Source organism: Streptomyces ferrugineus, from assembly GCF_015160855.1.
GTDB lineage: Bacteria > Actinomycetota > Actinomycetes > Streptomycetales > Streptomycetaceae > Streptomyces > Streptomyces ferrugineus.
The window spans coordinates 526611-553108 of record NZ_CP063373.1; the positions used below are offsets into that span (position 1 = coordinate 526611).

Sequence of the window (26498 nt, forward strand, 5' to 3'; positions counted from 1 at the left end):
GAAGCACCCGTGACCGTCCGGCGCTGGACATTGAGGTGTGGGCGGACCGTCTTCCTCCTGGCGGCCACGGTCGGCTCCCAGCCGTCGTCCGGCTTCGGACTGCGGCAGGGCCTCGGCAAGGGCACGGTCGTTTCCTGGTGGAGCACCCCGATAAGTCCCCTGTGGCGCATGGCGAGTTCCCGCCACTCCGTGATATCCCCTCCGTGAACTATCAACAGAATTCGGTCTCTTGAGGAAAGCTGGGCGATCATCCGGGATCTCATTCCGGACCGCGGCGGTCGAAGGTGCTCGATCCGGCCGCCGACGTCTACGTTCCTCCAGCACCAGGGATCACCATGCCCCCCACCCCCCACCCGGCCGCGATATCGGGCGCGAGAAGAGTCGCCCGGGTCGCCGTGGCCGCAGGGCTCGTCGCCGCGCTCTCCGCGGCCGGCCCCATACCCATCGCCCTCGCCGCGGACGGCGCCCCCGCCCCCGCGGCCGACCCCGGCTTCAAGTCCGCCCATGACAAGCTCGGTTCGGACGACGCCGACCTCCTCGCCCAGGCCAAGGCGCAGCGCGCCAAGACCGTCACGATGATGATCGCCACGGCGCCGGGTCGGACCGAGAAGGTCGCCGAGCAGCTCGACGCGATCAAGGGCGGCTCGGTCGGCCGTACGTACGACAAGCTCGGCTACGTACGGGCCACCGTGCCGACCGGCAAGGCCGACTCGGCCATCGCCGGCGCCGCGCGGCTCTCCTCCGTGCAGGCCATCGACCTGCGGGAGGAGATACCCCTCGAACAACCCGGTGTCGGCAGCGGCAAGTCGAAGGGCGCCGCGGCCACTTACCCCGGCCCGGACGAGAACACCCCCGCGAAGAACCCGTACAACCCGTCCTTCGAGACGGGCGCCGTCGACTTCGTGAAGAAGAACCCGAAGGCGGACGGACGCGGTGTCACCATCGGTGTCCTCGACACCGGCGTCGACCTCGCGAACCCGGCGCTGCAGAAGACCACCACCGGTGAGCGCAAGATCACCGACTGGGTGACCGCCACCGACCCGATCGTGGACGGCGACGGCACCTGGCGGGCCATGACCACCTCGGTCACCGGGCCGTCCTTCACCTACGGCGGCAAGAGCTGGACGGCGCCCGAGGGCGCGTACCAGGTCAGCACCTTCAAGGAGTCCGTCACCGCGCAGGGCGAGGTCAAGGACGGCGACGCCGACGGTGACGTCAACCGCGACGGCGACACGACCGACGACTGGGGTGTGCTGTACGACGCCCAGGCCGGCACGGTCACCGTCGACGTCGACGACAACGGCGACTTCACCGACGACACCCCGATGAAGCCGTACAAGGACGGCCACCAGGTCGGCCGCTTCGGCACCGACGACCCGGCCACCGGCATCGCCGAGAGCCAGGACTTCGTCGTGGAGGTCCGCAAGGACGTGCCGATGGACCCGCTGGGCGGCGACTGGGTCGGCAAGAAGTCCGACTTCGTCAACATCGGCCTCACCGCCGGCTCGCACGGCAGTCACGTGGCCGGCATCACCGCCGCCAACGGCATGCTCGGCGGCAAGCACATGAACGGCGCCGCCCCCGGCGCGAACATCGTCTCCTCCCGGGCCTGCATCTTCGGCCCCGGCTGCAGCAACGTCGCGCTCACCGAGGGCATGATCGACCTCGTCGTCAACCGTGGCGTCGACGTCGTCAACATGTCCATCGGCGGTCTGCCCCCGCTCAACGACGGCAACAACGCGCGCGCCGAGCTCTACACGCGGCTCATCGACACCTACGGCGTCCAGCTCGTGCTCTCCGCCGGCAACTCCGGCCCCGGCGCCAACACCATCGGCGACCCCGGCCTCGCCGACAAGGTCATCTCGGTCGGCGCGGGCGTCTCCAAGGAGACCTTCGCCGCCAACTACGGCACCGGTGTGGCGAACAAGTACCAGCTGTTCAACTTCTCCTCGCGCGGCCCGCGTGAGGACGGTGGCTTCACCCCGACCGTCGTGGCCCCCGGCTCGGCGGTCAGCACGATCCCGGCCTGGATGCCCGGCTCCGCGATCGCCGAGGCCGGCTGGAAGCTGCCCGCCGGCTACGCGATGTACAACGGCACGTCGATGGCCTCCCCGCAGGCGGCGGGCGCCAGTGCGCTGCTGCTGTCGGCGGCCAAGCAGAAGAAGATCGACCTCACCCCCGAGAAGCTGCGCACCGCGCTGACCTCGACCGCCCACCACATCAAGGGGCTCCAGGCGTACGAGGAGGGGGCCGGCCGCATCGACGTCGTCGACGCCTGGAAGGCCGTCCGGGCCGGCTTCACCGCACACGACTACGCCGTGAAGGCCCCGGTCGACACCGCGCTCGACCAGGCGCTGAAGACACCGGGCTTCGGCACCGGCCTCTACGACCGCGAGGGCGGCCTCAAGGCCGGGCAGAAGAAGTCGTACGACGTCACGATCACCCGTACGTCCGGCCCGGCCGGCTCGCTCCCGCACGTGCTGCGCCTGGCGAACAACAAGGCCCGCACCTTCTCGATCGCCGGCCCGCGGGTGGTGAACCTGCCGCTGAACAAGCCGGTGACCGTCAAGGTCCAGGCCGCGCCGAAGCACGCGGGGATCAAGAGCGCGATCCTGGTGGCCGACGACCCGCGGACGCCGGGCGTGGACAAGCAGGTCCTGACGACCGTCGTGGTCTCCACGCCGGCCGAGTACGCCTTCACCGCCTCCGGTTCGGTGCAGCGCAACAACTTCAGGTCGTACTTCGTGACCGTCCCGGAGGGCACGAAGTCGCTGGAGGTCACGCTCGGCGGGCTCAAGGAGGGCAGCCGGACGGCGTTCAGCGCCATCAACCCGTGGGGCGTGCCCGCCTCCGACGACGATGAGGACACCACGGACATCGCCCGGTACGCCGACCCGGTGCCCGGCGTCTGGGAGATCGAGGTCGACGCGCGCCGTACGTCGGCGCTGCTCGACAACCCGTACAAGGTGAACGCGGCCGTCCTCGGCGCCGCCTTCGACCCGGAGACGGTGACCGTGCCCGAGGCCAGGGTCGGCACGCCGGTCGACGCCTCCTGGACGGTGACGAACAAGCTGGAGGCCGTGGACGGCACCCTGAAGGGCGGCGCGCTCGGCTCGTCGAAGACCGGGCGCCCGACCATCGCGGGCGGCGCCACGCAGACCAGCACGATCGAGGTGCCGGAGGGCACCACGTCGCTGGACGTCGCCATCGGCAACGTCTCCGACGCGGCCGCCGACCTCGACCTGACGGTCTACGACGCCCAGGGCAAGGTCGTCGGCCAGTCCGCGGACGGTGACTCCGAGGAGTCCGTCTCCCTCGCCCACCCGGCGGCCGGCACGTACACCGTCGAGGTGGTCGGCTTCGAGGTCCCGTCGGGCTCGACCGAGTACGACTACCGGGACGTGTTCTTCTCCTCCGCGCTCGGCAAGGTCACGGTGGGGGAGCCGACGTCGATGAAGCTCGGCACGGGCGACTCGGCGAAGGCGTCGGCCAGCATCGAGGTGGCGAGGACCGTGGCCGAGGGCCGCGAACTCGTCGGTGAGGTACGGCTGGTGAACGCGCGCGGCACGACCGCGGGCGTCGGCAACGTGACGATCGAGAAGGTCACGTCGTAGGTCGCACCACGCGGTAGGGGCGGGTGTCCGATGCCGGACGCCCGCCCCTTCCTGTTGTCCTCTTGCCGTTCCCGCGGTCCGTCAGCCCGCGTTGAGCTCCGCGAGGTCGCCCAGCGGCAGCGTGTGCTGGGTCTGCAGGACCTTGGCGCGCAGGTAGCGGACGTTGTCGGGCGTGGCGAAGACGCCCGTGGGGACGCGGTCGCGGACCTCGATGCCGAGCGCGCGCAACTGGTCGGCCTTGTCGGGGTTGTTGGACAGCAGGTCCAGTTCGCCGACGCCGAGGGCGGTCAGCATCTGGGCGGCGGCCGTGTAGTCGCGGGCGTCCTCCGGCAGGCCGAGGGCGGCGTTCGCGGCGTAGGTGTCCAGGCCCTGGTCCTGGAGGGCGTACGCGTCGAGCTTGTTGTAGAGCCCGATGCCGCGGCCCTCCTGGCGCAGGTACAGCAGCACGCCGCCGCGCTCGGCGATGCGCTCGACGGCCTCGCGCAACTGGGGGCCGCAGTCGCAGCGTGCCGAGCCGAAGACGTCGCCGGTGAGGCACTCGGAGTGCAGGCGGACCAGCGGGGTGGTGCCGGGGGCCGGGTCGCCGAGGACGACGGCGATGTGCTCCAGGCCGTCGGCCAGGCCGTGGAAGGTGACGAGTTCGGCGTCGGCGCGGTAGCCGTCCTGGAAGCGCAGCGGCACCCGGACACGGGCGCGCTGGGTGGCGGCGGTGAAGTCGGGCATGCGGGTTCTCCGGGTTCCGGTCGACAGATCTGCTTCAGATTTGAAGCAGAACCTGATCACGAACCCTACACCATGCTTTAAATTTGAATCAATAGAGATTTCCGAGGATCACGAACAGGGCTTGGTGGAACGGCGCCGCCACGGCACGTCGTCCGCGGTGCCGTGCGCCTCGTCCCCCTGGAAGCCCTCGGTGACCGCCGCGAAGATCTCCTCGAGCTGCCCGACCTGCTCCGGACTCAGCCGGTCGAACAGCACCTCACGCACCATCTCGACATGGCCCGGCGCCGCGTGCTCCAGGACCGTCATGCCCTCGTCGGTGAGCGCCGCGATGCTGCCCCGCTTGTCCCAGCGGCAGTTCTCGCGCCCCACCAGGCCGTCCTTCTCCAGGCGCGTCACGGCGTACGTCAGCCGGCTGCGGGTGATCTTCAGCCGTTCCGCCAGGTCGGTCATCCGAAGCCGGCGTTCCGGAGCCTCGGACAGGGAGGAGAGGATGGAGTAGTACATGTGCGGCATGCCGGCCTCCTGCTGGAGCTGCCGGTCCAGCGCGTCCTCCACGAGGTGGGCGGCGCCGATGTAAGCGCGCCAGGCGCGCTGCTCCTCGGGGGTGAGCCAGCGAGTCGTCATGAGACCAGTGTAGGTTTGTTTCAAACTTGAACCAAGCCCCGTCCGGGACCAACGCCCGGATTGCCGAGCCGGAGAGCGCGCCGATGCCGTCGTACCCCTACGTCCTGCTGTCCGCCGCCGTCTCCCTCGACGGCTACCTCGACGACACCACCCCCGATCGCCTGCTGCTGTCCAGCCCGGCCGACTTCGACCGGGTCGACGAGGTACGGGCGTCCGTGGACGCGATCCTGATCGGCGCCGGCACGATCCGGGCGGACAACCCGCGGCTGCTGGTGAACTCGGCTCAGCGGCGGGCGGCGCGGGCGGCTTCCGGCAGGCCGGAGTATCCGCTGAAGGTCACGGTCAGCGCGTCGGGCGAGCTGGATCCCGCGGCGAACTTCTGGCACACGGGCGGCGAGAAGATCGTCTATACGACGGAGAAGGGCGCGGAGCGGTTGCGGCGGGCGCCGGTCGCCGCGGATGTCGTGGCGCTGGGGCCGGAGCTGGACTGGCGCGGGCTGCTGACGCATCTGCGCGAGGTGCGCGGGGTCGAGCGGCTGATGGTCGAGGGCGGCGGCACGATCCACACGCAGCTGCTTCAGCAGGGGCTGGCGGACGAGGTGCAGCTGGTGCTGGCGCCGCTGTTCGTGGGGGATCCCAAGGCGCCGCGGCTGTTCGGGCCCGGGGGATATCAGGGCGGGCGGCTGCGGTTGCTGGAGGCGCGGCGGATCGAGGACGTGGTGCTGATGCGCTACGAGCCGACGGCGCCCGGCACCGGCGGGCTGCCCGTCGCGGCGGATCGGCACTGGCTGGCGCTGGCGTGCGAGCTGGCGGCGCAGTGCCCGCCGTCGGAGACGGCGTTCAGCGTCGGGGCGGTGGTGGTGGCGGCCGACGGGACCGAGCTGGCGCGCGGGTACTCCAGGGAGGGCGGCGATCCGGTGGTGCACGCGGAGGAGGCGGCGCTGGCGAAGATCGCGCCGGGGGATCCCAGGCTGGGGGCCGCGACGGTGTACACCAGCCTGGAGCCTTGTACTCGGCGGGCGTCGCGGCCGGTGCCGTGTGCGGGGCTGATTCTCGGGGCGGGGGTGCGGCGGGTGGTGACGGCCTGGCGGGAGCCGGACACGTTTGTGGTGAGGGCCGATGGGAGTGGGGTGCTGGCGGGGGAGGGTGTGGAGGTGCTGGTGCTGCCGGAGTACGAGGGGCGGGCGAAGGGGCCCAACGCGCACCTGCTGCGCTGACGCCGGGTGTGTCTCGCCCCCGCCGCCCCTACCCGTCCCATCCTGAAGGGGTGCTGCCCCTTCGACCCCACTGGGGCTGCCGCCCCAGACCCCGCTCCGGCCCTGAAGGGGCCTTGTCCTCAAACGCCGGACGGGCTGGATTGCGCGGGCCGGCGTTGGAAGGCAGTGGGCCGGTGCTGGAGAGGGGTGGTTGTGCCGTGGGTGGCTGCCTTCGGTGGGGGGAAATGGGCTGGTCAGTCGTGGGGCAGGGAAAGGCGTGTGCTTCGGGGGCTGCGGATGGCGTACTATGGAGTCACCGACGCGGGGTGGAGCAGCTCGGTAGCTCGCTGGGCTCATAACCCAGAGGTCGCAGGTTCAAATCCTGTCCCCGCTACTGAAGGCTCAGGGCCGGAACTGATCAGATCAGTTCCGGCCCTGAGTGTTTCCGCTCCTCCGGTCGGCTCCCAGCACTCGCTCCCCGCCCCCGCTTCGGCAACCCTGGTGAGGTGGAGGAAGGGCGGATTACACACGTACGCCGATTCGTCCGGCTGCTCCCCGCCCTGCTGATCGCGGCCGGAGCCGGGTACGAGCACGCCACGCCCACCGCCTTCACCGGCGCCCCCTTCTTCACCGCCGCGCCCCTGGTCGCCGCCCCGCTCTACTCGCTGCGCGGCACGGTGGTCACGGGTGTCGTGGCCGTCACCCTGCTGTGCGTACTCCGCATCGTGCACGGCGGGCTCGCGCGGGCCGCGGTGATCACCGAGCTGGTCACCGTGGGCGTCGTCGCCGTCCTCGCCGTCCTCATCAACCTCCTCGTCCGCCGCAGTGACGAACGCCTCGCTTCGGTCCGCGAGATCGCCGAGGCCGCCCAGCGCGCCGTACTGCCGGAACCCGCCGAGCGGATCGGGGGGTTCCAGATCGCGGCGCGGTACGAGGCGGCGCAGGAGGGCGCCTCCATCGGCGGCGATCTGTACGCCGTGCAGGACAGTCCGCACGGGGTGCGGCTGGTCGTGGGCGACGTGCAGGGGAAGGGAATGGGCGCGGTCGGGGCCGTCGCCGTCGTCATCGGCGCCTTTCGGGAGGCCGCCGAGCAGGAGGCCACCCTGGAGGCGATCGCGCAGCGGCTGGAGCGGGCGCTGGCGCGGGAGCGGACGAGGCGGGACGGCGTCGACTCCCGCGAGGGGTTCACCACCGTCGTGCTCGCCGAACTGCCGCACGGCAACGGCACCGTACGGCTCGTCAACCGCGGGCACCCACCGCCCCTGCTGCTGTACGCCGACGGCACCGTATGCCCGCTGCCCGCCACCGAACCCGCGCTGCCGCTCGGCATGAGCGAGCTCGGCGCCTGGCCCGACCGGGCCGACGAGGCCGGCTTCCCGGGCGGCGCGACGCTGCTGCTGTACACCGACGGGCTGTCCGAGGCGCGCGACGACAAGGGGCGGTTCTACGACCCCGAGGCGGGACTCGCCGGGCGCGCCAACGCCCGGCGTGAGCCGGCCGCGCTGCTCGGCGTGCTCGCGGCGGAGGCGCGCCGGCACTCCGCGGGCGGCATGGCGGACGACATGGCCCTCATGGCCGTACGACGACCTTGATCGTTGTCACCCGAGGTGATCGGTCGACCGCCCTCCGCATAACAACTGACACACCGTCAATACCTGTGTGACTCCTGAGTCCAGGCCAACTCGCCCGAATTAGGCCGTTGATGACCCGTAAGTCCAGGCGAAAATAGTTAATGATCAAGCGGAACAGCTTGGAATCCGCACCCCGCGTCTATTAACGTTCGATAACGCAGCGCGGTCGTCCCAGCCGTCACAAGAGTCGGCTCCGTGCGCACGCGCCGAATCCCGCAAGGGAGCCGGGGAACCACCACCCTGGGGTGAATCGCGCGGATGCCGTCGTGAACCCACGACTGGTATACGCGCGTAGGAGACCTTCCTGCTCCGAACCCGTCAGCTAACCCGGTAGGCGAGAAGGAAGGAAAGGAGTACGCCCACGTGGCGTCCAACAGGCCTGCTACGCAAGCCCCGTTCGTGCCGAGTCAGCGCAGCACCGACACCTTCGGCTACGACCGCTACCGCACCGACGAGGGCCCGTTCGAGGAGTGGAACCCCACCGCGGAGTCCATTCGCCCGGCACGTGGCAGGCATCGCGTCGGCAAGCAGCGCGGCGGGGGACTCGCCCGCAGCTCCACGGTTCTCGGCGTCGGCGTCATAGCCGCCGTCGGCGCGGGCGGCATGGCCAGCGCCCAGAGCGGCAAGCCGCCGGTCGCCATCACCATCCCCGACCTGCCCCTGATCTCCGACGACGACGCCGCTCCCGCCGAGGACGCCGGCACCGCGCTCAGCACCGTGGGCGAGGCCACCGAGGAGACCACGCAGGGCACCTCCGACGCCGGCGAGGCGCTGCGCAGCCGGATCATCGCGCAGGCCGAGCTCCAGCAGGACCAGATCGACACCAAGGCCGCCGCGGCCGCCGTCGCCGCCGCCGAGAAGGAAGCCGCCGCCGCGGCCGCCAAGGCGGAGAAGGAGGCCGAGGCCAAGGCCGCCGCCGCGAAGGCCGCCGCCGAGGAGGAGGCCCGCAAGAAGGCCGAGGCCGAGCGCCTCGCCGAGCTGGCCAAGCAGTACACGCTGCCGACCTCCTCGTACACCATCACCTCGACCTTCGGGCAGGCCGGCGCCTACTGGTCCTCCGGCTACCACACGGGCCTGGACTTCGCCGCCCCCACGGGCACGCTGATCAAGGCGATCCACTCCGGCACGATCACCTTCGCCGGCTGGGACGGCTCGTACGGCTACAAGACCGTGCTCACCCTGGACGACGGCACCGAGCTGTGGTTCGCGCACCAGTCGTCGATCAGCGTCAGCGTGGGCCAGAAGGTCAACACCGGCGACGTCATCGGCCGCGTGGGCGCGACGGGCAACGTCACCGGCGCCCATCTGCACCTCGAGGTGCACCCCGACGGCAGCTCGAACGGCATCGACCCGATGGCGTGGCTGCGGGGCAAGGGCCTCACCCCCTGACACACCCCTCGACGGGCATCGACTTCCGATCCCCGGTGGTCCTGGCGGCGACCCCCCGACGTCAGGACTGCCGGTTTCGGCGTGTGCGGAATACCGGCTTCTGACACGAGGGTTGGCGAAGAACATGACTTCTCTTCGCAAGCTCGGCTCCTCCGACCTCGAGGTCCACCCGCTCTGCCTCGGCGGCAACGTCTTCGGCTGGACCGCCGACGAGGACCGGTCCTTCGCCGTCCTCGACGCCTACACCGCGGCGGGCGGCAACTTCGTCGACACCGCCGACTCCTACTCGGCGTGGGTCGAGGGCAACGTGGGCGGCGAGTCCGAGACCATCATCGGGAAGTGGCTCAAGGCGCGCGGCAACCGCTCCGACGTCGTGATCGCCACGAAGGTCAGCCAGCACCCCGACTTCCAGGGCCTGACCGCGGCCAACATCAAGGCTGCCGCGGAGGCCTCCCTGCGCCGCCTCGGCACCGATCACATCGACCTCTACTACACCCACTTCGACAAGCCGGACGTGCCGGTCGAGGAGATCATCGGCGCGCTGGACGAGCTGGTGGAGGCGGGCAAGGTGCGGCACATCGCCGCGTCCAACATCTCCGCCGAGCGCCTGGCGGCCTCCCTCGCCTTCTCCGACCGTGAGGGCCTCGCCCGGTACGTCGCCCTCCAGCCCCACTACAACCTGGTCTCCCGCGACACCTACGAAGGCTCCCTGCAGAACCTCGCCGAGCGCGAGGGCCTGGCGGCGGTCCCGTACTACGCCCTGGCGTCCGGCTTCCTCACGGGCAAGTACCGCACCGGTACGACGGTGGACAGCCCGCGCGCCCGGGGCGCCGCCAAGCACGCGCAGACGGAGCGGGGCCGACGGGTGCTGGCCGCGCTGGAGGAGGTGGCCCGGTCCCACCGGGCCCCGGTGGCCACGGTGGCCCTGGGCTGGCTCGCGTCCCGGCCCACGGTCGCGGCGCCCATCGCGTCGGCCCGCACGCCGGAACAGCTGCCGGCGCTGCTGGGAGTGGCGGAGCTGACGCTGACGGACGAGGACCTGGAGCGGCTGACGACGGCGTCGGCCTGACCTCGACGGGCGGTCCGGCGGTGCCGGACCGCCCGGAACCCGTGGTCCCTACGACCGGTACGGGTTGTACACGGGGTACGGCGCCGTCGGCTGGGAGCCGTGCCCGTAGGGCTGCCAGGTGGCGGGCGGCTGCCAGTGGGCGGGCGGCGCGTACCCGTACGCCGCCCAAGCCCGCGCGGCCACCGCGTGCTGCAGGGCCGGCCGCGCGGACTCCCGGCGCCCCCACAGCTCGTGCAGCAACTCCCGTTCCCGTACGACGAAGTCCGCGCCGGCCCGCCCACGGCGCCCCCGGTGCCGCAGGAACGCCAGCGACGTGGCGTACGCCTCGTACTGCGCCACGGCCCGTGCCGCATCGCGCCCGCCACGCTGTCGCGCGTACTGCCGGGCCACCCGCCGGTCCCGCATCGAGCCCAGCGCGAACGGTTCGCCCGGCGCCAGCCACCCGGCGGCGACATACGCCGGCAGTTCCTCGCGCACGGTCCTCAGCTCGCGCTGCCGGGTCCAGATCACCAGCCAGGTCAGCAGCCCGAACGCGGGCACCATGAAGGCCGCGTACACGGCGAAGAACCCGTACTCGCCGAAGGCGGAGGAGCCGTTCCACATGGCGTGCATGCCCATGGCGAGCAGCAGCCCGAGCAGGGGCAGCAGCACACGCCGCACGTGCTGCCGGTCGCCGGACAGGGCGGCGATGCCGAATCCGATGCCGGTCAGGACGGTGAAGAGCGGGTGCGCGAAGGGCGACATGATCACGCGGACGAAGAAGGTCGCCGCCGTGACGGAGGCGATGCCGCTGTCGCCGGAGAGCTGGTCGGTGCCGAAGGCGGTGCCGAGGTAGAGGATGTTCTCGGTGAAGGCGAAACCGGTGGCGGTGACGCCCGCTATCACCACGCCGTCGACGATCCCGGTGAAGTCCCGCCGTCGGAAGAGGAACACGAGCAGGACGGCCGCGGCCTTCGCCATCTCCTCCACGACGGGCGCTATGACGGTCGCGCCGAGGGTGTCCGCATGCGACGGATCGGCCGTCGCGGTCGCTATCCATCTGGTCGCGAAGCTGTTGGCGACGATCGCTATCAGCGCCGCCGCGCAGGCACCCCACGCGAAGGAGAACAGCAGATTGCGCCACGGGCCCGGCTCGACCCGGTCCAGCCAGCGGAACGCGGCGACGAGCAGCGGCACGGGCAGCACCGCGAGCCCGAGCCCGACCAGGAACCCCTCGGTGCCGGTCTGCTCACGCACCAGGGCGAGGATGACCAGCCCGGAGAGCGCGAGCAGGGTGCTGAGCGCGCCGTACCGCACCCACCGCTTCTGCCACCAGTGCGCGTGCCGCAGTGCGCCGCCGGTGGGACCGGTGGGCTGCGTCGGGTACGGGGGGCAGGTGGCCACGGCATTGACCCTAACGAGGCAGGGGCGCCGCCCGCAGCAGCGCGAGGGGAGGGCACGGGCGCCGATGGGGGTTTGCTGTCTGGAACGGTGCGTATCGGTGTGTATCGGATGTGTATCGGGTGTCTGTCGGTGCTGTGTCTATCGGTGCTGATAGCTGCTGATCGCTGCTGTTCTTCGCGATGTTCTGTCCGCTGCTCCTACCGCTGTACGCGGCGGAAGAGCAGGTCGTTCACCACATGACCCTTGTCCAGTCCCTGGCCCTCGAAACGGGTCAGCGGCCGGAACCGCGGACGGGGCGCGAAACCGCCGTCGGCCTGGGTGTTCTCGAAGCCGGGGTGCGCGGTCAGCACTTCGAGCATCTGTTCGGCATACGGCTCCCAGTCGGTGGCGCAGTGCACCAGGGCGCCGGGCTTCAGCCGGGTCGCGGCCAGGCTGAGGAACTCGGGCTGGATGAGTCGGCGCTTGTGGTGGCGCTTCTTGGGCCAGGGGTCGGGGAAGTAGACGCGCAGCCCGTCGAGGGAGTCGGGGCCGAGCATCTCGCGCAGCAGGATGATGGCGTCGCCGTTGGCCACGCGGATGTTGGTGAGCCCGTTCTGATCGGCGAGATTGAGCAGATTTCCCTGCCCCGGGGTGTGCACGTCGACGGCGAGGATATTGGTGTCAGGGTCCCCGGCGGCCATCTGCGCGGTCGCCTCCCCCATCCCGAACCCGATCTCCAGCACGACCGGATTCCCGTTCCCGAACAGCTCACCGAGATCGAAGACACCCTGCCCGTCGATGTCCAGCCCCCACTTGGGCCACAGCCGCTGCAACGCATCCGCCTGCCCCGCGGTCACCCTGCTCCGCCGAGGCTGAAAACTCCGGATCCGCCGCTCAAAGTGCGACCCGGCCGGATCGGCCTTGGGCCCATCCGGAAACCGCGGCTCCCCCTTGGCCCGGCTATGCCGAACGGAGACACCGGGAACATGCCCCAGGGCCTCCCCCCGGCTCTCGGGCTGACCTGGGGTGGCGGCGGGCTGCGGGGCATCGGCGGCGTTGAGGGAGTCAGACACAGTGAGGTCGATTTTACGGGGCGGATGAGGGCAGCGGCCCGGGGGCACGTCTCAACACCGCCCCACACCGTCCAGCCCGTCGGGCGCCGGAGGAACGGGCTCCCACGGCCCTGCTCTCAGCACGGGCCGGCACAATCCAGCCTGTCTGGCGCTCGAGGACGGGCTCCCACCATCCCGAGCCCCGCCCGCCCGTTGGGCGCCATTTTCATCGCCGACCGGCACCCTCCAGCCCGTCCAGCGCCCGAGGACTGGCTCTCACCATCCCGAGCCCTCATCCACCCACTGGACGCCACCCCTCAACACCGATCCGCACAATCCAGCCCGCCCAGTGCCTGAGGACGGGCACCCACCATCCCCAACCCCCACCCATCCACCCACTGGCCACCGCCTTCCAACGCCGGCCCGCGCAATCCAGCCCGTCCGGCGTTTGAGGACAAGGCCCTTTAGGGGCCGGAGCGGGGTCTGGGGCGGCAGCCCCAGTGGGGGTCGAAGGGGCAGCGCCCCTTCAGGATGGGACGGGTAGGGGCGGCGGGGGCGAGAAACACCCGGCGTCACACCCCCTCCAACACCGCCAACGCCCGCCGAGCCACCTCCCGCCCGATCGGCAGCGAAGCCGTCGCCGCAGGACTCGGCGCATTCAGCACATGCACCGCCCGAGCCCCCTCCCGTATCAGAAAGTCATCCACCAGCCCCCCGTCCCGCAGCACCGCCTGCGCCCGCACCCCCGCAGCCGCCGGCACCAGATCATCCGACGTCACCGCAGGCAACAACCTCCGCACCGCCACCGTGAACGCCGCCCTGGACACCGACCGCCGCAGCTCCCCCGCCCCGTACCGCCAGTGCCGCCGCGCCATCCGCCACACCCCGGGCCACGCCACCGTCGCCCCGACCTCCCGCGGCCGTACGACACCCCACCCGTACCCCTCCCGGGCCAGCGCCGGAACCGCGTTCGGCCCGATGTGCACACCGCCGTCGATCCCGCGCGTGAGGTGCACGCCGAGGAACGGAAACGCCGGATCCGGCACCGGATACACCAGCCCCCGCACCAGCTCGGGCCGCGCCAGCGAGTAGTACTCCCCCCGGAACGGCACGATCCGCACCTCCGGCTCGTCCCCCGTCATCCGGGCCACCTCGTCGCAGTACAGCCCGGCACAGTTCACCAGCACCCGCCCCCGCACGACGTCCCCGCGCGTGGTCCGTACGGCGACCCCCAGCTCGGCCCGCCGGTCGACGCGCTCGACCTCCGCGCCGTACCGGATCTCCGCCCCGGACGCCTCGGCGAGCTGCCGGGCGACCCCGACGAAGTCGCACACGCCCGTCGTCCCGACGTGTATCGCGGCGAGTCCGCGCACCTCGGGCTCGTACTCCGCGATCTGCGTGGCGCCCAGCTCCCGCACCGGAATGCCGTTCTCCCGCCCGCGCTGCACCAGTGCGTGCAGACGCGGCAGCTCCTCCCGCTCGGTCGCGACGATCAGCTTGCCGGTGACGGCGTGCGCGATGCCGTACTCCGCGCAGAACTTGACCATCTCGGCGGCGCCCCGCACCGCGTACCGCGCCTTCAGCGACCCCGGCCGGTAGTAGATCCCGCTGTGGATGACCCCGCTGTTGCGCCCCGTCTGGTGCCGGGCGGGGCCCGGCTCCTTCTCCAGCACGGTCACCCGCGTCCCCGGCGCGGCACGCGTGATCGCATACGCCGTGGACAGCCCGACGATCCCACCGCCGATGACGAGCACGTCACAGTCGTAAGCGAGCGTCCGCACCTGCCCCACCTCCCGGATTCGATAATGCACTGCACCACTGACAGTCACTTCAAACGCCGGGGGCCGCGGCGCCCCGACCGGGGCGCAGGGCTGTATCGATATGCGGACGTGCAAGGACCCGGCCCCTCGAGCGGAGCGCTTACGCCGGGGCCACGAGCAGCGGCCGTGCACGCTCCCGGAGCTCGACCACCCTCGGCTCGTCGCCGTACGGCTCCAGCCGGTGCAGCAGGTCCTTCACGTACTCCGTGGTGCGCGCGGACGATATCCGCCCCGCGACCTCCACCGCCCGCACGCCCTGCTCGCATGCCGCGTCGAGATTGCCCGACTCGAGCTCGGCGACCGCCGAGACGACGAGCCGCAGCCCGTGCGAGCGCACGAACTCCTCCGTCGGCTTCGACAGCGCCTGCTCGGTGAACCGCCGTACCTGGCGCGGTGCCTTCAGGTCCCGGTAGCACTCGGCGGCGTCCGCGGCGAAGCGGTCGTAGGAGTAGAAGCCGAGCCAGGACGGGTCGTTGTCGCCCTCCCGGGAGCGCTCCAGCCAGCCCTCCGCCGCCTTCAGCGCGCCGCCGGCCGCCTGCGCGTCACCTGCGCGCGCGTGCGCGCGTGCCTCGACCAGGCGGAAGAAGCTCATGGTGCGGGCCGTGGCGAGGCCCCGGTTGCGTTCCAGCGCGGCCTGGGCGAGGTCGACGCCCTCGTCGCCGAAGCCCCGGTAGGTCGCCTGGAGCGACATCGACGCCAGCACATACCCGCCGAGGGGCACGTCGGCCGCCGCGCGGGCCAGCCGCAGCGCCTGGATGTAGTACCGCTGGGCCGCCTCCTGTTGCCCGGTGTCGAAGGCCATCCACCCGGCGAGCCGCGTGAGTTCGGCGCTGGCCCCGAACAGGGCACGTCCCACCTCGTCGGAGTACGAGCCGAGCAGCAGCGGCGCCGCCTCGACTCGTAAGCACTCGGGCACCATGGACGAACGCCAGTCGCCGCCTCCGTACTTGGAGTCCCAGCGCCTGGCGTCCTCGGCGGCCTCCCGCAGCTTCTGTACGTCGCTGTGGCCGACTTTGAGCGGTGCGCCGGAGCCCTCGGACGGGCTCACCTCGCGCGCTACCGAGCTGTCGGCCGGGGTTATCAGCCACCGCGAGGCAGGCGTTGCGTATGCGCTTACTGCGAACGAACCGGCCAGCGACTGCCATATGCCGCCGGAGCCGGCGCGGCGTCCGGCGAGGTCGAGACGGTAGAGCTCCGTCGCCGACTTCACCGCCTGTCCGACGTCCCGGGGGAAGGCGAGGCCCACTTCGGGTGCGGGGTCCGCGTCCGCCAGGCCGATCTCGTGGAGCGGCACCGGGCGGCCCAGCTTCTGGCCGATCGCGGCGGCGATGAGGTGCGGCGCGGCACCTTGCGGCACCATGCCTTTGGACACCCAGCGCGCCACCGACGTCTTGTCGTAGCGAAGAGTCAGGCCCCGCTGAGCGCCAAGGTCGTTGACGCGTCGGGCGAGTCCTGCGTTGCTGATTCCCGCGAGGGCGAGAACGGCGCCGAGCTTTTCGTTCGGCCCGCGTTGCTCCCTGGACATGCGCCACCCCTCGACACAGACGGCTGCCGCGCTGGCATAACCACGCGGCATTCGTAAACCCAGCGTAGTTCGCCGCATCCCAAGCGTTAAGGGGCATTGTTCCGGATGGCGGGATTGTGGTCCGTACTCAAATACGCGGCATGTACGCACAGTTGTGGCGTGCTCCCGTTGTGTGGCTGTGCGCCCGTCCGTGCGCTCTTCTCCAGCCACCGGGGGAGCGGTTCCATGGCTCCTGCGTGGGTCGGCCCGCTGTACTGGATCCAGCGGGCTGGGGGATTCCGCCGCCTCCATCCCCGCGGGCGGCGGAACGGTCCGGGGGGCGCACTCCGTTCCCCGGACTGCGCGCGCAACGAGCACGGCGAGTAGTGCGGAGGGCTTGCACGGAGTGTGCGCGAGCCTGTCTCTACGACGCTGATTTGGCCGAAAATCGACCCCGCTGCTCCGGGATAATTGGGGCTCCCACCACGGAACTTGAGGGCGCGTGGGGAGTTTTTGGGGAGCGTTCAGGGGGCGCATTCGCGCCGCAGCCGCAGCTCAATCCGCAGCTCAATCCACTCGCCTCCTCGCACGGATCTTTCCGCCGCACCCTTGCGGATCCCCTTGCCCTGCAGGGGCGTTGTCCGGGCATCCGGGTCGCGTGCCGCCTGGCGCGCGGGCGCCCGCGCGGGCGCGATTGCCCGGCCCCGAGCCGCTCCGCCGCCGCTCCGGTGCGCGTCCTTCATGGCAGCATGGTGAACCGGTTCGTACGGTGCACTGGTTGTCCACAGCCTGTGGAGGCGTCCATGCGGTGGTTGGTGGGATGGAGCAGCACCGCCGCGGTGGCCGCCGGAATCGGCTCCGCGGGGGCCACCGGCAGCGACGGCGAGACCGTGCACCCGGTGGGGTCCCAACTCCTGTGGGGCGACCCCGATCCGCTGTGGGCGGTCGGGGACTGGCGCCCCGACGAGGTGCGCGTGGTCAAGGCCGACGCGCAGAACAGGATCGCGGTCCTCGGCACCTGCGGGGCGAGCGACGAACAACTGCGCCTCGGCCTGTTCGCCGCGCGCGGAGGGGCACTTCGCCATCTGACGGCCTGGTCCGGCAGCTACACGGCCGTCGTCCAGGTCGGCCGCCGGGTCACGGTCTGCGGCGACCTCGCGGGCGCACGGCCCGTGTTCTACACCCCCTGGGCGGGCGGTACGGCCTACGCGACCGCCGCGCTCCCCCTCGCCGACCTCATCGAGGCCAACCTCGACTTCGGGCACCTGGCCGCCCTGCTCGCGGCCCCCGACGTACCGGCCGCCGTGCACGACTCCACCCCGTACGACGGCGTACGGCGCATCCCGCCGGGGCATGCGCTGATCCTGCGCGCCGGGGCACGCGAGGTCGCCGGGTACGAACCGGTCGCCTCGCTGGCGGTGGCGGCGGCACCGGCCGATCCGGACAGCGCGGTGGACGCCGTACGCGACGCCCTGGTGGAGGCGGTACGCGCGCGTCTGTCCGCGCCCCGCCACGTTCCCGACATCGACCCCGGTCCGGTGCCGGGGATGGGGCCGGCCGAGCGGCGGGCCGCGCGCGGGATGCCGGTTCCGGGCATCGGCGCGGACCTGTCCGGCGGGCCGGCCTCAGGCACCCTGGCCCTCCTCGCCGCCGGTCTCCCGGGCATGCCGGGCACGGTGCTGGGCCACGGCACGGGCGCCGGGGAGCGGCTCCTCGCGGTGACCTTCAACGACCTGGCGGTCGGCGGCCGCGAGTCGGAGCTGGAACGCGCCGGCACCCTGGCGGCCAACCCGCGCCTGCACCACGTGGTGGTGGCGGGCGGCGAGGAGACACTGCCGTACGCCGACCTGGACGGCCCCCTGACGGACGAGCCCGGCCCCAGCCTGGTGACGGCGGCGCGCCACCGAGCCCGTCTGGCATCGGGCAGCGCGGACCACTTCACGGGCTACGGCGCCCGCCAGGTCCTCGACGCCCACCCCGCGCGCCTGGCCGACCTCCTGATGGACCGCAAACGCCGGCACCTGGTCCGCCCGGTCGCGGCCCTGGCGAAGGCGGACGGCTCGGTGCTGGTCCCCGCGCGCGTGTACGGCGCGGCGCGCAAGCTGGCCCGCACGCCCTACCGGACCGGCCTGGAGACCCTGGCCGATCGCCTGCTGCACCGCCGCTTCGAAGAGCCCGGAGGCGCCGTGGGGGCATCGCTCGCCGCGCTCACCTGGGCCAGACCGGGCCCGGCGGCACGCTGGCTGACCGGTGAGGCGCTGGCGGAAGTATCGGTTCGCCTCCAGACGGCGACGAGCCGCAACGGCGCAGGCCCCGGCCAGCGCCCCGGCGACCACCGCGCGCGTGCGGCCCTGGCCCGCCACGCCGCGGACATCCGCGTCCTGGAGCAGGCCGCCGAGATCCGTTCCCAGCGCCTGCACACCCCCTTCCTCGACAACCAGGTCGTCCGTGCCTGCCGCGCCCTCCCGGAGGCCCTGCGCGTCCAGCCCGGCGCCCGCGCCGCGATCCTCCGCACGGTCCTGGAGGGCGCCGGAGTGGCCGACCTCCCACTCGGCTGGGGCGCCCCGTCCCACGCACCGGCAGCGGTGGCGGCCCGCACCGGCCTGAGAGCGGCCACGGACTCCCTGATGGCCCTCTTCGGCACACCACTGCTGGCACAGGCCGGCCTGGTGGAGGCCCGAGTCGTCCGCAAGGCCCTCCGCGCAGCAGCCGAGGGCGAGCCCCTCCCCCTGGACGGCCTGGCGGACCTCGTCTCCCTGGAACTCTGGCTGCACCGCCTACTGGCCCGCCGAGGCACCTGCTGGACCGGCACACCGGCCCGCCAGCGCGCGGTACCGGCGGGGATCACGCCGCAGAAGGGGGTGTTGGGGGCGGGGGCGCGGCGGGGATAGGTCTGCGGATCCGAGGGGCGGGTGGCGATCCACACGCGTCACGGTCACCGGCCATCACATCACGCACAAAACCGTCACACAGCGCACCTCGCTGTGAATGTTTACAGCTCGTAGGTCGCGTAACGGATTTCGCGTCCGATACGCAGAAGGAAACAGTGCGTCTGCACGGGCGAGAAGAAACTGGTGCAAGTCTTGCCAAAGTGGAACAAGCCGCCACTGTGATGGTGCTCGTATTTCCGTCTTCTTGTGAATTTTGCCGAGAAGGGCGAGATAGGCGTCGCTAGTCACCCCAGTCCTGAAAATGCGGCAAGATCATATTGCCTGATCACCCTGTTGCCCTCTGATAATTTCCTCACCGCCCCGCAATCGAATTGCGGGGCTGCATTCATCGAAAATCACATCAGGGGGTTCTATAAATGAAGAGATTCGGCCGGAAGAGCGGCATAGTCGCGGCATGTGCCGGCGCCGAGCGGATGCGCTGAGCCGTCCGTCAGGTTCAACGTCGTCACCGGGAGCACCCTGTGGGGGCAGTCCAAGGCGTCCTGCAATTCCGCCAAGACGAGCACGCTGACCACTGAGATCAAGTGGGACAAGAACCTGCTCCCTGACCCGCTCACGGCGAAGAACGCGATGACGGACACGCGCAAGGACTGGACGGTCGGCGTGTCCAGCTGCGACAACGGCAACAAGCGTGGCTACTACGCGCGGGGTTACTGGAATGGCGGCACCTACCACGACACGTCTCCCCGCGACGTCCGGGCCTGCTGAAGCCTGAGAACCGAGAGAACGTAGGAAGGGCTGGGGCGTGGCTACGATTATAGTCGATGGAATGGTGCAGCGACGCGGAAAGCGTACGGTTCTGCGAGGTGTCACTTTTTCACTGGACAGTGGCGTGACCGCCCTTCTCGGGCCGAACGGCGCGGGAAAGACGACTCTGCTGGAAACGGTGGTCACGCTCCTGCCCCCTGCCGGTGGAAATATTCAGGTTCTTGGTGAGGATTACGGCGACAAAAAGGCGCGGGAGCGGGCGCGGCAGCGTATTGGATATCTGCCGCAGAATTTCGGATATGTCGCATCGTTCAGCGTTGAGGACTTCGTCTCGTACGTGTCATGGACCAAAGGGATGAAGGGTGCGTCCGGCGCGCAGGCCGTGCGCGAGGCCATCGCCGCTGTGGGGCTCACCGACAGTGCCTCGGTACGCATGGCGAAGCTGTCCGGTGGCATGCGGCAACGGGCGGGGATCGCGGCGGCAGTGGTCCACCGTCCCGACTTCCTCGTACTCGACGAACCCACCGTCGGTCTGGACCCGCGCCAGCGTTCGGACTTCCGCAAGCTGGTGCGCGGCCTCGCCGCCACCACCCCCGTGCTTCTCAGCACCCATCTCACCGACGACGTGTCCGCGATGTGCGACGACGTGCTGGTTCTCGAAGACGGGGACATCGTGTTCCAGGGCACTGTCCGCGAACTGGCGGCGGCCGGTGCGTCCTCCGAGGACGGGGACACGGAGCTGGAGCGGGGCTACCACACCGTCGTCGGCCGCCGGGGACACGACTCCGAGGCCCAGGGCGGTGCACGATGAGCGGTCTGTCGACCGGCATCCTGAGGGGTGCCGCACTGGAGACCCGTACGCGCTGGCACCTCTGGGCCGTGCTGGTCCTGATCTTCGTCAGTGTGTGGAACGCACTGGGCAACCTCACCCCGGGCGTGGGTTTCTGGCCCAATGCCGTCCACGCCGTGGTGCTCTCCGGTGTCCTCAGCAGCTGTGGAATGGCCGGACTCGCGGCGCTCACGGGAGGCCGGGAGCAACAGCGCGGCCTCTCCTACCTGGCCGGGATGAGTTCGGTGCCCGCGTGGTGGCTGCCTGGTGCCCAACTGCTCGCCATGGTGGCCTGGGCCTCCCTGGCGTACGGCTTCGTCGCCGTGGCGGTCGTGGTCAGGGTGCTGTTCGAAGCACCCGCGGGTGACATCGGGATCAGTGGGTGGCTGGCGGGTTGGTGTGCCGTCGTGGCCTGGACCGTGCTCGGATACTCCGTCGGCCGGCTATGGCCCAGTCGTTTCACCGCCCCTCTCGCGGCCGTGGTGCCTTTCGCCGTCTACGTGGTGCACTACGACCTGGTCGGGCACACCGGTTATCTCCTCTTCCCCTTCCTGGACGAAATCGTCACGCCGTACGCCCTGCCGCAGGACGGCCTCTACGCCGGTCAGGCCGTCTGGCTCGCCGGGGTGGCGGTGGCCGGCGCCGGTGTGTGCCTCGCCCGCCTGTTGTCGCGACGCGCGACCATCGGGGTCGCAGCGGTCTCACTGGGCCTGGCGATCACCGGTGTCGCGGTGCTCAGCCCGCTGCACGGACGCTTCCACCAGCCCGCCCTCAGCGCAGCCGAGTCCGCGCGGCTGTCGACGGTGTGCACCACCTCCCACGACCTGGCGATCTGTGTGCACCCGGCGTTCGAGAGTGCGCTGCCCGAAGTGCGGAACACCTTCACGGACACGGCCGCACGGCTCGCGCACACTCCGGCACGTGTGACCCGGCTCGTCCAGCAGGAGCGCAACAGCACCCCCGCTCCCGGCACCGCGCCGTTGTACCTCGACGATCTGCGTCCCGGCCGAGTCGAGGAAGCGCGAGAGGAACTGATCAGCTCCTTGACGGACTTCAAAGCGTGCAATCTGACGCAGGACAACCCTCGGACCGCCGCCTTGACCGAACTGGTGCAGCAGTGGCTGGCGCACGGCCGCGCGGACGCCTCCGCCGTGGCCGGACTGCCCGAGCCGACCACCGAACTACGCACGGCACAGCAGACGATCAACGGGTGGTCCAGCGGACAGGGCGGCACCTGGCTGGGCGACCACTGGGACGCCTTCCGGACATGCACGCTCTCCGGCGAGGACTTCCGGTGAGCCCGCGCGAAGGCGGCGGTGACCGTGGAGCCCGCGGGCCGCTCCTGTACTGCCGCAGTCGGCGACTGGCCGTCTCCGTCCTCCTCCTGGCGGCTGTCGCCGTCACTGCCTTCGTCCTCAACGACTCGCTGGTGAAGGTCGGTTACTCCTCGGACCAGAACACACCTGTCACCCTGATCCTGCTCCCCGCTGTCAGCGCGGTGATCCTCTCGGCCACCGCTCACGGTTCGATGCAGCCCTGGGACGGCCTTGGCGGACCGGTGATCCGTCGCGCCAGGCTGACCCACACCGCGCTGGCCTCCCTCGGTGCCGCGCTGACCGCCTGGGCCCTGCTGCCGACCGACATCCTGGACGACCGGGGAGGTGCGGCCGTCGCACGGAACGTCGTCGCCCTGTGCGGCCTGGCCCTGCTGGCCGTACGCGTCATCGGGCACGCCCTCGCCTGGTGCGTCCCGTTGCTACTCGCGGCGGTGACCCTGACGTTGGGCATCGAGCCGCAGGTCTCCTGGCTGTGGTCCTGGCTGCTGGCAGCGAACGCGGACATCGGCGCCGCGGTGACGGCCGCAGCCCTGTGGCTCACCAGCATGGTGGTCTTCGCGCGACACGGGGAACGCCGGTCCGCCGACCTGTGACCCGGGGAAGGAGGAATCCTTCCCGCTCCAGGACCTGAGTTCCACAGTTGAGAGTGCTGTCCAGGGCGCGGATGCGCTCGATGGACCACCGCCTCGCGTACAGCTCCCCAAGCTCGGCTGCGGGCGCGGCCTGGAGGGCGCGGAGCGTAGTGATCAGGCAGAACAGCTCCGAGGCCGTCCCGCCATGTTCGTCGGTGCGGGTGATCGTGTACTCGATGACACGGACATCGATCGTGCGTTTGGCGCGCTGCTCGCGCAGGGCACCTGCCTCTCCCGGTCCGGCCCCGGTGGCAGCGGCCTTCTCCCACAGCGCGAAGGAGGGGAAGCCGCGGTCGGCCAGCAGGAGCATGCCGGCCCTCAGATGGTGCAGCAGCGGTGCGCGAGGGCGCGCTCGCCGGTGGCGAACGGCCCGAAGGCCGCCCCGACCACGGCGTGGGTACCGCACTCGCCCAGCGCAACCATCCGCGCCTGCGGATGGTCCGCCTTCTGCTCGCCGTTCGAACTGTTTCCGGCGTGAACATCCGGGTCAGCAGCCCCATCCGGACCCGTTCCAGGAAGCCGTCCCCGGCTATGTGATCACGTGCTACGAGCGCGAGGCCCTACCCCACCACGATCAATCAACGGAAGCGACGTTGATCCAAGGGGTGAGCGTGGGACCAGATCACCCACGCCACCCACGCCACCCACCCACGGCCCGGCAAAACCCGTGCCCCCGAATCCACCCCCCGCGACAATGACCATGTGCGGTACAGAATCCTGGGCGTCACCCAGGCAGAGGACGACCAGGGCACCGTCATACCCATCGGCGGCCCCCGCCTACGCGCCCTGCTCACGGCCCTCGCCCTACGCCCCGGCCACATCACCACCCCCGACACCCTGATCGACGAGGTCTGGGCCGGCGACCCACCCCAGGACGCCCCCGCCGCCCTCCAGGCCCTCGTCGCCCGCCTACGCCGCACACTCGGCAAGGACACCGTCACCTCCGCCCCCGGCGGCTACCGCCTCACCGCGACGAAGGACGACGTGGACCTCTTCGCCTTCGAACGCCTCGTGCGCGAAGGCACCGACGCCCTGGACCGCGACGACCCGTCCACCGCCGCCCAAGCCCTCACCACCGCCCTCGCCCTGTGGCGCGGCCCCGCCCTGGCCGACCTCCCCGACCGCACCACGACCGCCACCCGCCCGGAGGCCCTGCGCCTGGAGGCGACCCGAGCCCGCATCGAGGCGGACCTACGACTGGGCCGCGCCCAGGCCGCCGTACCCGAGCTGAAGGAACTGACCGCGGCGCACCCGTACGACGAACCGCTCCACGCCCTCCTCATCCGCGCCCTGCGCGACACGGCCCGCTCCGCCGACGCCCTGGCCGCCTACGAAACCGCCCGCCGCACCCTGGCAGAGGGCCTGGGCACGGACCCCGGCCCGGAACTCCGCGCTCTGCACACCGAGCTGCTGACAGGACCACCGCGCCGTACGACCACCGACGCGACCCCTGCCACGGCCCCCGGCCCGAGCAAAGAGCCGCACCCCCACCCTCACTCCCACCCCCAACCCCCCGAACGCAACGGCAACCTCCGTCCACGCCTTACCTCTTTCGTGGGCCGGGAACTCGAACTCGACGCCATCCGTTCCGAATTGCACAGGGCCCGACTGGTCACGCTCACCGGACCGGGCGGCTCTGGAAAGACCCGCCTCGCCGAGGAAGCCGCCGCCGGCCTCCCCCAGGCATGGCTCGTCGAGCTCGCCCCGCTCGACCGGCCGGAGGCGGTGCCAGGCGCGGTGGTCAGCGCGCTCGGTCTGCGCGAGACCGTGCTCATGACCAACGAGCTGACGGCCCCGCAGGACGACCCGCTCGCCCTGCTGATCGAGTACTGCGCCCCGCGCAGCCAACTCCTGATCCTTGACAACTGCGAACATGTCATCGGCGCCGCCGCCACCCTCGCCGAGAGCCTCCTCACCCGCTGCCCAGGGCTCACGATCCTCGCCACCAGCCGTGAACCCCTGGGCGTTCCCGGCGAGTCGGTGCGCCCGGTCGAGCCCCTGCTCCCCGACCAGGCGCACCGCCTCTTCGCGGAGCGCGCGACGGCCGTCCGCCCCGACGCCGGCGCCGTGCTGCGCGACCGGCGCGACCAGGAGGCCGTCGCGGAGATCTGCCGCCGCCTCGACGGACTCCCGCTCGCCATCGAGCTGGCGGCGGCCCGGCTACGGCTGCTCACACCACGCCAGATCGCCGACCGCCTCGACGACCGCTTCCGCCTGCTGACCTCCGGAAGCCGTACGGTCCTGCCCCGCCAGCAGACCCTGCGCGCCGTCGTCGACTGGTCCTGGGAGCTGCTGGACGAGCGGGAGCGGACGGTGCTGCGGGAGGTGTCCGTCTTCGCGGGCGGCTGGGACCTCACGGCGGCGGAGGCCGTGTGCACCGGGCCGGCGACCGCGGACCTCATCGGCGCGCTCGTCGACAAGTCCCTGATCGTGGCCACGCCGTGCGGGCGGGACGGCTCCGACGGCATGCGGTACCGGATGCTGGAGACCATCCACGAGTACGCCGTGGAGCGCGCCGCCGAGGCCCCCGAGCTGCGCCTCGCGGCCGAGCGCCGGCACCGCGCGTGGGTGCGGGCGCTGGCCGAGGAAGCCGACCCGCTGCTGCGTTCCGCCGGTCAGCTCCCGTGGATCTCCCGCCTGGAGACCGAGCTGGACAACATCCGAGCGGCCATCGACCGTGCCCTGACCGCGGGCGACGAGCCGGACGCCACGGCCATGGTCCTGGCCATGGGCTGGTTCTGGTGGCTGCGCAACTACCGCCACGAGGGGGCGAACTGGATCGACCGAACGCTGCGACTCGGCGCCACCCTGGATGCGCGCGGGGCACCCCCGGACACCCCCCTCGACCCGATCGACGCCTTCCTCGCCACCCCGGAAGAGGAGCCCGGCAACCCCCACGACACCCCGCGGATGAGCCTGCGCATCCTGCATCTCCTGCTCAAGTCCGAGACCGAGCCGATCGACGCGCTCCTGGACGAGCGGACGCGGCGCTACCTGACCCGGGTACAGGCCTTCTACCGGCGCGGAGGACCGTTGGCGGCGCGCCTGCCCGGCCTCGTCTGGCCGCTGCTCGCCTTCTTCCTGAGCAGCTCGCGGGACGTCAGGGCCGACATGGACGTCGCCGTCGCCAATTGCCGTGTCCACGGCGGCGACTGGGAGGTCGGCGTCCTGCTGATGTTCCGTACGCACATGGTCGTCGACTCACCCGGCGACATGACGGGTGTCGACGACGACCTCGCCGAGATGCGGGTCCTCAGCCGCCGCGTCGGCGACCGCTGGATGCGGGCCCAGGTGTGCAGCGCGGCCGGCGAGACGGCCATGTCCCGCAGCAGCCTCGAGGAGGCCAAGGGCGAGTACGAGGAGGCGTTGCGCCTGGCCTACGAGGTGGGCGCGTACGCCGAGACCCCCTTCCTGATCGCCCGGCTCGCCGAGATCGCCTACCGCTCGGACGACCGTACGGCCGCGCTGGCCGCGCTGGACGAGGCGAGCGCCGCGGCCGACCGCTACGGCGTGGCGGACTCACGGGCGTTCGTCCTGCTGCTGCGGGCCCACATAGCGCTGGCCGACGAGGACCCGGCACGCGCGCGTGAGCTGTGCGAGGCGGCCCGCGTGGAGACCGCCCGAGGCACTCCACCGCCGCAGTTCATCGCGATGCTGAACACCCTCGACGCCCTGGTCGTGACGGCCGAGTCGGGCCCGGAGCGAGGGCTGCCCCTGCTGGCCGACGCGCTGCGCCTGGCCGTGGAGAACGGGTGTGCCGATGCGATCACGGCGTCCATCACCGACGGCGCGGCCGATCTGCTGGTCCGCATCGGTGACCATCCGCGCGCGGTCCGTCTGCTCGCCGCCTCGGAGCACTGGCGCCGCGGCAATCCGCGCCCGCTACCGGAGCGCACGACCGCCGAGCGGATCGAGGCCACCGCCCGCGCCACCCTGGGCGTCGACCGGTTCGCCGCCGAGCACACCCGGGGAGCCGCCCTCACCCGGGACGATGTCCTGCGCGACATGGCCGAGGCCGTACGCGCCCTGCACCACCCGGCGAAACAGGCGCCGTGAA

General features: G+C 71.4%; 18 protein-coding genes, 1 tRNA gene and 1 riboswitch. Of the genes, 12 read left to right on the forward strand and 7 right to left on the reverse strand.

Translation table 11 applies throughout. The features are described from left to right. Positions 1–335 precede the first annotated feature (335 nt). On the forward strand, positions 336–3614 hold the full coding sequence (locus IM697_RS02520; protein WP_194044270.1) for a S8 family serine peptidase: 3279 nt from the start codon (positions 336–338) through the stop codon (positions 3612–3614). An 81-nt stretch (positions 3615–3695) separates the two neighbouring features. Here the strand turns inward: IM697_RS02520 and IM697_RS02525 are convergent, their stop codons facing one another. Together IM697_RS02525 and IM697_RS02530 are read right to left on the reverse strand one after the other, a co-directional pair. Continuing rightward, positions 3696–4337 carry a GTP cyclohydrolase II gene (locus IM697_RS02525; protein ID WP_194044272.1) on the reverse strand — a complete coding sequence of 214 codons (642 nt, stop codon included), beginning with the start codon at positions 4335–4337 and terminating at the stop codon, positions 3696–3698. Positions 4338–4445: 108 nt separating this feature from the next. Then, the gene (locus IM697_RS02530; protein WP_194044274.1) at positions 4446–4961 is read right to left on the reverse strand and encodes a MarR family winged helix-turn-helix transcriptional regulator; all 516 of its coding nucleotides are present in this window, start codon (positions 4959–4961) and stop codon (positions 4446–4448) included. A gap of 83 nt (positions 4962–5044) precedes the next feature. On the opposite strand from IM697_RS02530, the gene IM697_RS02535 reads away from it, so the two are divergent. From IM697_RS02535 to IM697_RS02555, 5 genes are all read left to right on the forward strand, one after another. Then, a complete protein-coding gene (locus IM697_RS02535) occupies positions 5045–6178 on the forward strand; it encodes a dihydrofolate reductase family protein (RefSeq protein WP_194049552.1) in 1134 nt (377 codons plus the stop codon). Between the two features lie 299 nt (positions 6179–6477). Next, positions 6478–6551, forward strand: a tRNA-Met gene (locus IM697_RS02540). 112 nt (positions 6552–6663) lie between these two features. Further along, entirely contained in the window at positions 6664–7749 is a 1086-nt protein-coding gene (locus tag IM697_RS02545; protein ID WP_228044469.1) for a PP2C family protein-serine/threonine phosphatase, read from the forward strand. Positions 7750–7982: 233 nt separating this feature from the next. Further along, a riboswitch (cyclic di-AMP (ydaO/yuaA leader) is annotated at positions 7983–8140 on the forward strand. 11 nt (positions 8141–8151) lie between these two features. Then, a complete protein-coding gene (locus tag IM697_RS02550; RefSeq protein ID WP_194044276.1) occupies positions 8152–9177 on the forward strand; it encodes a M23 family metallopeptidase in 1026 nt (341 codons plus the stop codon). A 124-nt stretch (positions 9178–9301) separates the two neighbouring features. Further along, entirely contained in the window at positions 9302–10246 is a 945-nt protein-coding gene (locus IM697_RS02555; RefSeq protein ID WP_194044278.1) for an aldo/keto reductase, read from the forward strand. Positions 10247–10294: 48 nt separating this feature from the next. Here the strand turns inward: IM697_RS02555 and IM697_RS02560 are convergent, their stop codons facing one another. The 4 genes from IM697_RS02560 to IM697_RS02575 form a co-directional block, all read right to left on the reverse strand. Then, entirely contained in the window at positions 10295–11629 is a 1335-nt protein-coding gene (locus IM697_RS02560) for a PrsW family intramembrane metalloprotease (RefSeq protein ID WP_194044280.1), read from the reverse strand. Positions 11630–11826: 197 nt separating this feature from the next. Continuing rightward, the gene (gene trmB / locus IM697_RS02565) at positions 11827–12681 is read right to left on the reverse strand and encodes a tRNA (guanosine(46)-N7)-methyltransferase TrmB (protein ID WP_194044281.1); all 855 of its coding nucleotides are present in this window, start codon (positions 12679–12681) and stop codon (positions 11827–11829) included. A 551-nt stretch (positions 12682–13232) separates the two neighbouring features. Beyond that, positions 13233–14441, reverse strand: a complete 1209-nt coding sequence (lhgO, locus tag IM697_RS02570) for an L-2-hydroxyglutarate oxidase (RefSeq protein WP_228044470.1) — start codon at positions 14439–14441, stop codon at positions 13233–13235. A gap of 139 nt (positions 14442–14580) precedes the next feature. Beyond that, positions 14581–16005, reverse strand: a complete 1425-nt coding sequence (locus IM697_RS02575; protein ID WP_194044283.1) for an NsdA family TPR-like regulatory protein — start codon at positions 16003–16005, stop codon at positions 14581–14583. 782 nt (positions 16006–16787) lie between these two features. On the opposite strand from IM697_RS02575, the gene IM697_RS02580 reads away from it, so the two are divergent. From IM697_RS02580 to IM697_RS02600, 5 genes are all read left to right on the forward strand, one after another. Next, on the forward strand, positions 16788–18875 hold the full coding sequence (locus IM697_RS02580) for an asparagine synthase-related protein (protein ID WP_194044284.1): 2088 nt from the start codon (positions 16788–16790) through the stop codon (positions 18873–18875). A gap of 456 nt (positions 18876–19331) precedes the next feature. Then, entirely contained in the window at positions 19332–19643 is a 312-nt protein-coding gene (locus IM697_RS02585; RefSeq protein WP_194044285.1) for a hypothetical protein, read from the forward strand. A 61-nt stretch (positions 19644–19704) separates the two neighbouring features. Next, positions 19705–20454: an ATP-binding cassette domain-containing protein gene (locus IM697_RS02590; RefSeq protein ID WP_194044294.1), complete on the forward strand. Its 750-nt coding sequence runs from the start codon at positions 19705–19707 to the stop codon at positions 20452–20454. After that, positions 20451–21770 (forward strand): hypothetical protein, encoded by a 1320-nt coding sequence (locus IM697_RS02595; RefSeq protein ID WP_194044296.1) that lies wholly within the window; start codon positions 20451–20453, stop codon positions 21768–21770. Before IM697_RS02590 ends, IM697_RS02595 begins: the two co-directional genes overlap by 4 nt. Continuing rightward, positions 21767–22402, forward strand: coding sequence for a hypothetical protein (locus IM697_RS02600; protein WP_194044298.1), 636 nt, complete (start codon positions 21767–21769; stop codon positions 22400–22402). Before IM697_RS02595 ends, IM697_RS02600 begins: the two co-directional genes overlap by 4 nt. On the opposite strand, the gene IM697_RS02605 is transcribed toward IM697_RS02600, so the two are convergent. Continuing rightward, a complete protein-coding gene (locus tag IM697_RS02605) occupies positions 22347–22751 on the reverse strand; it encodes a hypothetical protein (RefSeq protein WP_194050164.1) in 405 nt (134 codons plus the stop codon). The genes IM697_RS02600 and IM697_RS02605 overlap by 56 nt on opposite strands. Positions 22752–23143: 392 nt before the next feature. On the opposite strand from IM697_RS02605, the gene IM697_RS02610 reads away from it, so the two are divergent. Continuing rightward, the gene (locus IM697_RS02610) at positions 23144–26497 is read left to right on the forward strand and encodes an AfsR/SARP family transcriptional regulator (RefSeq protein WP_194044300.1); all 3354 of its coding nucleotides are present in this window, start codon (positions 23144–23146) and stop codon (positions 26495–26497) included. Position 26498: the final 1 nt, after the last annotated feature.

Bases quoted from the DNA above. Each gene is read 5' to 3' on its own strand.
- IM697_RS02520 (WP_194044270.1), top strand. From the start codon at position 336: ATGCCCCCCACCCCCCACCCGGCCGCGATATCGGGCGCGAGAAGAGTC.
- IM697_RS02525 (WP_194044272.1), bottom strand. From the start codon at position 4,337: ATGCCCGACTTCACCGCCGCCACCCAGCGCGCCCGTGTCCGGGTGCCG.
- IM697_RS02530 (WP_194044274.1), bottom strand. From the start codon at position 4,961: ATGACGACTCGCTGGCTCACCCCCGAGGAGCAGCGCGCCTGGCGCGCT.
- IM697_RS02535 (WP_194049552.1), top strand. From the start codon at position 5,045: ATGCCGTCGTACCCCTACGTCCTGCTGTCCGCCGCCGTCTCCCTCGAC.
- IM697_RS02555 (WP_194044278.1), top strand. From the start codon at position 9,302: ATGACTTCTCTTCGCAAGCTCGGCTCCTCCGACCTCGAGGTCCACCCG.
- IM697_RS02575 (WP_194044283.1), bottom strand. From the start codon at position 16,005: ATGTCCAGGGAGCAACGCGGGCCGAACGAAAAGCTCGGCGCCGTTCTC.
- IM697_RS02580 (WP_194044284.1), top strand. From the start codon at position 16,788: ATGCGGTGGTTGGTGGGATGGAGCAGCACCGCCGCGGTGGCCGCCGGA.
- IM697_RS02590 (WP_194044294.1), top strand. From the start codon at position 19,705: ATGGTGCAGCGACGCGGAAAGCGTACGGTTCTGCGAGGTGTCACTTTT.
- IM697_RS02595 (WP_194044296.1), top strand. From the start codon at position 20,451: ATGAGCGGTCTGTCGACCGGCATCCTGAGGGGTGCCGCACTGGAGACC.
- IM697_RS02605 (WP_194050164.1), bottom strand. From the start codon at position 22,751: ATGCTCCTGCTGGCCGACCGCGGCTTCCCCTCCTTCGCGCTGTGGGAG.